Source organism: Brevibacterium sp. Mu109, from assembly GCF_900169375.1.
GTDB lineage: Bacteria > Actinomycetota > Actinomycetes > Actinomycetales > Brevibacteriaceae > Brevibacterium > Brevibacterium yomogidense_A.
Genome location: NZ_FXZF01000061.1, coordinates 1 through 6,305, shown reverse-complemented (window position 1 = coordinate 6,305; position 6,305 = coordinate 1). Strand labels below are relative to the sequence as shown.

Here is a 6,305-nt window from a genome sequence, read left to right as displayed (position 1 = left end):
AAGTAGGGTGGGACATGTCGAGGTCTTCCGGGTGGGCAGTGTAGGAACTTCCATCTTCAGGGAGACCTCGACTCCTACACGGACAGCGACGCGCTCAACGGACTACACCCTCGTTCGAGAAGAGCCTGGAAAAGCCAGGACCGCGCGGCTGGAACGTCCCAGGCGGTGGACCGGCTGGTTACGTTGAGACACCGGTCGAGGCGCAGGGCACCTCGGTGCAGGTATGCGGTCTATGGCCGTTCGTTTCCGGCTCCTCAACCCCGATGGTGGGCGTGCCGCTGGGAAACCACCTGCGACGCGGCACGACCGTGTGCGCGGACCCGATCATGTGGTTCCTTGCGAACCTCGTTTTGCAGCCCTCCGCGTTCGTCCTCGGACGCCCCGGTTTGGGGAAGTCCTCGCTCATGCGGCGCATCGTGACGGTTCTTCAGGCATGGGACGTCACCCCACTCGTACTCTCAGACACGAAGCCGGACTACGTGCCACTGATCCGCGCGATGGACGGACAGGTCATCGAGGTTGCCCGCGGCCGTGGACACCTCAACCCGCTCGACCTGGGCCCGCTGGTCCAGCACCTGCGGGAGATCCCGGACCCGCGCCAGCGGCACGCTGCGCTAGAAGAGATGCGTGGTCGCCGGCTGACGATTCTCTCGGGTCTCATCGGTCTCGTCCTCGACCGGAAACTTGAAGCACACGAGACGGCTTTGCTGTCGGAGACGATGCGCGTGCTCGACCCTGACCTCGAGAACGCTCCGGTGATCGGTGACGTGGGCCGGCTCATCGAATCGCGCCACGACCGCCTGCGCGCAATCGCGCTCGACCGTGGCGACGACGGCCACTATGACAAGCGCGTGTCCGGGCTGCTCGACGCGTGTATGGCGCTGGGTCCGAACGGTCCGTTCGGCGACCTGTTCTCCGCGCCGACTTCCGAACACCTACAGCCGGGGTTCCCGGCTGTGTTCGACATCTCCGGCCTCGACGACGGAGACAAGACGATGGGCGCAGCCGTGCAGACGGTCTGCTGGGGGCTTGGGTCGGCGATGGTGTCGGCTGAGAAGCACCTCGCGACGGGAACGGGGCAGGACCAGCGGCACTACCTGCTGATCATGGATGAGATGTGGCGGATGCTACGCGCCTCAGAGCAGATGGTCTACTTCCTTGACTCGCTGACGCGGCTGAACCGCACGCTGGGCATCGGTCAGATCATGTGCACGCACACGATGGGTGACTTGAAGCTCTCAAGCGATCACCTGACAGAGATTGCGTGGGGCTTCGTGGAGCGGTCCGCGATGGTGTTCCTCGGTGGTCTTGCAGAGCGCGAGATGGGCAATCTCGAAGAGGTCTTCATGCTCAGCCAGGATGAGAAGTCGATGATCACCGACTGGTCCGCCGAAGGCGGCATCAACCCGGACACGAACCGGGCTGCATCCCCACCGGGGTTGGGGGAAGTTCATTCTCAAGATCGGCAAGAAGCCGGGAATCCCGTTCCAGTCAGTAATGACCACCATCGAGGGGCGGGTCAACGACACGAACCAGGCGTGGACCAAGACGAGCGGTCGGAAAGCGGAGATGTGAGCGATGGAGGAATTCTGGCAAAACCTGCTGACTACGTTGTCTGTTCCAGCGCTGTCCACCATCGTCGCTGCAGGTAGCGCATGGTGGAACAAGAGCCGCGCCTCCACGGAGAAGCGAAAGTACTGGGAGAACCAGCTTCGAGAGCGTCTGGAAATTGCCAAGGAGTTCCCCAACGACGACATGTTGCGCCGCCGCGCAGAGATCGCGGTGCGGTTCCTCGACGCGGATGAGGCGATCAGGCGCGCGGGTGTTCCAGGATCTGCGATGTCATGGATCGCAGCAATCGCGGCATACATCGTGGCTCTCGCGGCCTTCTTCCCCACCCAGACGGGCGAGGGCACGGTCGTTCAGTGGGGATTCGCGGTTGCTCTAGCGGGTACAGGAGCAGCTCTCCAGATCGACGCGCTTCTGATTCCCCCGAGACGACGAACACTTCAAAGAATCCTGATGGAGGTCACACAACTCCCAGGAGGGCATGAAGCCATCACCCGGTCACCAGAATCGCTTGTAAACCTCTGCTCCACCAGGCGCTCGATGAAGGCACTGCAAGAGAACGCAGTCGTGGGAACCGGCCTCAAACGGCGAGAGGCGACCCATGCCGCGTGCGCGAAGGCACTCCTGAGTAAGTGGAAGCAAAACGAACAGAAGGAGCGTCCGTGATGGCACGGCAGGCAGGACGGAGGCCACAGCCGCAGAGTGACGAACTGGTGTGGATGCTGTTCGGTGGAGCACTCGGTTTCGTGCTTGTGCTGGTCGGTGCATGGTGGGCCGGAGGGCTGAGTAGTGAGCTGGTGCGGGAAGCGGCCGGCTCATCGAACCCGGTGACAATCATCCTCGGTCAGTTCAGCGGCCGTGTGCCGGTCACGACCGGCCAGGTCGTCGTGTTCCTTCTGATCGTGCTGGTCTTCGCCGCGATTGCGGCACTGCTGGTGTGGGCCGCATGGAAGCAGGCCGGCGGACGGCCGCGGGTCGATGACCGGGCGAAGTCTATGGCGCATGTAAAGGACATGGACGAGCTGACGGCGAAGCGGCAAGCCGCCGATGCAGAACGTCTCGGCGCGAGTGGAGCGTCGGAGGGTGTGCCGCTGGCGAAGCTGGTGAACAATCGCAAGCGGCTGTTCGCGTCGTGGGAGTGGGTGCAGCTGTGGATCATGGGGCCGCGTGCGGGTAAGACCTCGTGCGTGTGTGTGCCGCAGATTCTGGAGACGAAGGGGCCGGTGGTGGCCACCTCGAACAAGCGAGACATCGTGGATCTCACGCGGGGTCCTCGTTCGCGTGAGGGCGTGGTGTGGGTTCATGACGCGCAGGGCATCATCGGTGAGCCTGCGTCCTGGTACTGGAATCCGTTGAGCTTCGTCGACGGGATGGAGAACGCGGAGAAGCTGACCGACGTGTTCGTCTCCGCGATGACGAACGCGAATGCACGCGAGGATGCGTACTTCGGGCCGACAGCCAAGGGCGTGCTAGCCCGCTACATCCTCGCGGCTGCCCTTGGTTCACGTCCGATCACCGACGTGTACCGATGGGTCAACGACGAAACTGACTTCACAGCGGTACGCCTGCTGCGCGAGGCCGGCGAGTTCGGCCACGCGGAGGACCTGGAAGGCAATCAGAAGATCACCTCGAAGCAGCGTGACGGCATCTTCGGCCAGGTGCGCACCTGGGTGGGCATCCTGGGCAACCCCAAGGTCGCCTCGTGGGTACGCCCGGACGCGAACCCGAACCGGCCGCAGTTCGACCCGGAGGCGTTCGTGAAGTCCTCGGACACGATCTACCTCATCAGCCGTGAGGGCGGCGGATCGGCGCGTGCGATCACGGCCGCGCTGGTCATGGCGATCCTGCACACGGCTGAGCGGGTGGCTTCCCGGCAGGCCAGGGGACGGCTCTCGACTCCGCTGATGGCGGTGCTCGATGAGGCGGCGAACGTGGTCCGGTGGCCAGAGCTGCCGGACCTCTACAGCCACTACGGTTCACGCGGGATCGTCGTGTCGACGTTCTTCCAGTCCTTCGAGCAGGGCGTGGAGGCGTTCGGGGAGCACGGCATGAAGAAGATGTGGTCAGCGGCAAACATTCGCGTTGCTGGCTCGGGGCTGTCAGAGGATCGGTTCCTGCCGTTCCTGTCCTCGCTCATCGGTGATCGGGACGTAGTGAAGCGGACCTCTCAGACGCAGGGAGGCGGAGGCATGGGCGGTCGGTCCTCGTCCACATCGGTTCAGCGGGAGAGGATCATGGAGCCGGCGGACCTGGCTCAGTTGCCGCGTGGCCGTGCGGTGATGACTGCCTCGGGTCAGCCGGCCGCGCTGTTGGAGTTGGAGCATTTCTCGCAGAAGGACTACGCCGACGATGTGACGGGCTCGCAGGAGTTCTACGAGTCGCAGATCGGCAAGGAGGATGAGCATGTCCGATGACTTCGAGGCAGAAGAGCCAGTCGGGGAGCCACCGGCGTTCCAGCCGTTCTACTCGTCTCTGGATGCTTGGGTGACCGATTGGCTCCTGCCGAACTACTCACGCCCGCTGCGTGATGTCTCGCAGTTCAGATGGGACCCGCAGTGGTGGCGCTACTCGGAGGTCGTCATGCGGCTGGAGGCGCTGTGGGCATCGTGGGAGAAGATGCGGCTGGAAGGGGGGCCGGGGATCGTGACGTTCTTCCGCGACTACCTGGACCCGATGATGCGGGTCATCCTCGACCCGCACGGGCCGTTCCACACCTACGATCCGAACAAGACGGACCCGGATGACGAACGGGATCTGCCGGAGCCGTTGCCGCACTCACCACTGACTGTCCCGGACCTTTTCCGGCTCGACTGAGCACCGCTCAGTATTCAGCCTCGATCCACGTAGGCTTGCCGGTATGTCCGTAGCTGATTTGTCCGCCAGTACTCAGAACTACCTGAAGGCCATCTGGAGCCTGCAAGAGTGGTCGGACGATCCCGTGACTGCTTCGGCGGTCGCACAGAAGACGGGGTTGAAGATCTCCACCGTATCCGGCGCCATGCCCAAACTGGGGGAACAAGGACTGGTGGAGTACGCACGCTACGGTGATATTTCGCTCACAGCGGCAGGCCAGGAATACGCGGTAGCCATGGTGCGTCGGCACCGACTCATTGAGACGTTCCTAGTGGAGATTCTCGGCTACCGATGGGACGAAGTCCACAACGAGGCCGAGGTACTCGAACATGCAGTGTCGGACGTCATGATTGAGCGTCTCGACGAACTCTTGGCACACCCCATTAAAGATCCGCACGGTGACCCGATCCCCTCGCCGTCGGGGACCGTAGAGCGCGCCCCGTTCGTAGAGAACCTCTCGGAGGCGAGACCCGGCGTCCGGATGGTGGTAGATCGGATCTCCGACGATGATCCGGAGTTGCTGCGCTTCTTCGCCGACCGGGGCCTGGTGGTGGGAGCCGAGCTCACCGTCTCCGCTGGACCGCCCTATTCGGATTCCCTGCAGGTGCAGGTGGAAGGCAGCTCGTCGTTCGTACTCGGCCGTGCCGCTACGGATGCAGTGTGGGTCTGCCCCATGGGTCAGCCAACCGTCTCATGACCGGCGGACCCGTCGGCGGGCACAGCACCGGCGCTGGCCGAAGGTACACGCATGGTCCCGGTTAAACGGTTGAAGCTCGCCTTGCGTTTCCGGGATCTGGCCGAGCGGCTGATGACGAGGACAAGCAAGAAGATGGCTCCATAGAACACCGACATTCCAGCGCTCGTGGCTGCGTTGACTACGTAGGCGGTCCAGAAACCGCCGATCGCTCCGACTATAGCGACCGCTGTGGTCAGGCCGATCATCATCGGGAGTCGATCGGTGAGCAGGTAGGCGGTGGCTGGTGGCACGACGACCAGCGCGATGACGAGAATGGCGCCGGCTCCGTTGAATGCCGCGGTAACTGTCACGGAGACGAGGAACATGAAAACGGTGTTCAGTGTCCCAGTGGGGATGCCAAGAGCTCGAGCGAACTGTGAGTCGAAGGTGGTGAGTTTCAGATGCCGGTAGAACACCGTATGAAAGACCACGTTAACCAGAAGCACTGCCAGCATCACGTACAGGTAGACGGGCCCGAGAGAGACTACGTCTGGTCTGCCCGGTATCTGCAGGTTCAGTTGCTGGAACGAGGCCAGATTCAGGTCTCCTACCAGCACGGCGTGAGTGTCGAGATGAATGTTGGCGAAGTTAGCGGTCACCATGAGCACGCCGATACTGAACAGGGCTGGAAAAACCAGACCCTGTGGAGCGTCGCCGGCCAGCAGCCCGGTGCGGGTCAGATACTCGTTTCCCAGGACGACCGCCAGTCCCGCCAGGGCGGCACCCAGGATCAGCCACGGTGAGTCCAGGTCCTGGGAGACTGCATAGCCAACGATGATCCCCGGCAGTATTGCGTGTGCGATCCCATCGACCAGCATGGAGTGCCTTCGCAGCACGATGAACACGCCAGGCAACGCGCACGCTACGGCCATGACCACGGCTACGAGGGTGGTTCCCAGCAGGAAACTCATGAACGCTCCGTGCCGGACGGCGCAATTTTGCTTTTCATGTCGATGTGTTCTTCTCGTTCGGCGATCAGCTGGTCTCGTAAGAGTCGGCGCTGGCGGGCCCGACCGCGGACGCGAGTGATGAGGCTGCGCCCGGGAGCCAGCAGTAGCGAGAGGACGAGGAAAGCGAAGAGCGTCAGCACGATTAGTGGCCCAGTGGGCACGCCGCCGACCGCGATGGAGAGATAGGCGCCTAGACC

6 protein-coding genes and 1 pseudogene are annotated in these 6,305 nt (G+C 63.1%); 5 read left to right on the top strand and 2 right to left on the bottom strand.

Going from position 1 to position 6,305, the window contains the following annotated elements; all coding sequences use genetic code 11:
• Positions 1-404 precede the first annotated feature (404 nt).
• From BSP109_RS16175 to BSP109_RS16155, 5 genes are read left to right on the top strand one after another with little or no spacing between them, the layout of a single operon-like run.
• Positions 405-1,652, top strand: coding sequence for a hypothetical protein (locus BSP109_RS16175; protein WP_146001210.1), 1,248 nt, complete (start codon positions 405-407; stop codon positions 1,650-1,652).
• Positions 1,579-2,235 carry a hypothetical protein gene (locus tag BSP109_RS16170; RefSeq protein ID WP_146001209.1) on the top strand — a complete coding sequence of 219 codons (657 nt, stop codon included), beginning with the start codon at positions 1,579-1,581 and terminating at the stop codon, positions 2,233-2,235. The genes BSP109_RS16175 and BSP109_RS16170 overlap by 74 nt, the downstream gene beginning before the upstream one ends.
• On the top strand, positions 2,235-3,983 hold the full coding sequence (locus tag BSP109_RS16165) for a type IV secretory system conjugative DNA transfer family protein (RefSeq protein WP_257944750.1): 1,749 nt from the start codon (positions 2,235-2,237) through the stop codon (positions 3,981-3,983). Before BSP109_RS16170 ends, BSP109_RS16165 begins: the two co-directional genes overlap by 1 nt.
• The gene (locus BSP109_RS16160; protein WP_180959797.1) at positions 3,973-4,383 is read left to right on the top strand and encodes a DUF4913 domain-containing protein; all 411 of its coding nucleotides are present in this window, start codon (positions 3,973-3,975) and stop codon (positions 4,381-4,383) included. The genes BSP109_RS16165 and BSP109_RS16160 overlap by 11 nt, the downstream gene beginning before the upstream one ends.
• Positions 4,384-4,426: 43 nt before the next feature.
• Positions 4,427-5,119: a metal-dependent transcriptional regulator gene (locus BSP109_RS16155; RefSeq protein ID WP_101601965.1), complete on the top strand. Its 693-nt coding sequence runs from the start codon at positions 4,427-4,429 to the stop codon at positions 5,117-5,119.
• On the opposite strand, the gene BSP109_RS16150 is transcribed toward BSP109_RS16155, so the two are convergent.
• Entirely contained in the window at positions 5,101-6,069 is a 969-nt protein-coding gene (locus tag BSP109_RS16150) for a metal ABC transporter permease (protein ID WP_101601963.1), read from the bottom strand. The two genes, BSP109_RS16155 and BSP109_RS16150, sit on opposite strands and share 19 nt — an antisense overlap.
• Positions 6,066-6,305: pseudogene (locus BSP109_RS17555) on the bottom strand (hypothetical protein); the annotation flags it as partial. The pseudogene BSP109_RS17555 and the gene BSP109_RS16150, both read right to left, overlap by 4 nt.

Excerpts from the sequence above, each read along its gene's own strand:
- BSP109_RS16155 (WP_101601965.1), top strand. The coding sequence starts at position 4,427 with ATGTCCGTAGCTGATTTGTCCGCCAGTACTCAGAACTACCTGAAGGCC.
- BSP109_RS16170 (WP_146001209.1), top strand. The coding sequence starts at position 1,579 with ATGGAGGAATTCTGGCAAAACCTGCTGACTACGTTGTCTGTTCCAGCG.
- BSP109_RS16165 (WP_257944750.1), top strand. The coding sequence starts at position 2,235 with ATGGCACGGCAGGCAGGACGGAGGCCACAGCCGCAGAGTGACGAACTG.
- BSP109_RS16150 (WP_101601963.1), bottom strand. The coding sequence starts at position 6,069 with ATGAGTTTCCTGCTGGGAACCACCCTCGTAGCCGTGGTCATGGCCGTA.
- BSP109_RS16175 (WP_146001210.1), top strand. The coding sequence starts at position 405 with ATGCGGCGCATCGTGACGGTTCTTCAGGCATGGGACGTCACCCCACTC.
- BSP109_RS16160 (WP_180959797.1), top strand. The coding sequence starts at position 3,973 with ATGTCCGATGACTTCGAGGCAGAAGAGCCAGTCGGGGAGCCACCGGCG.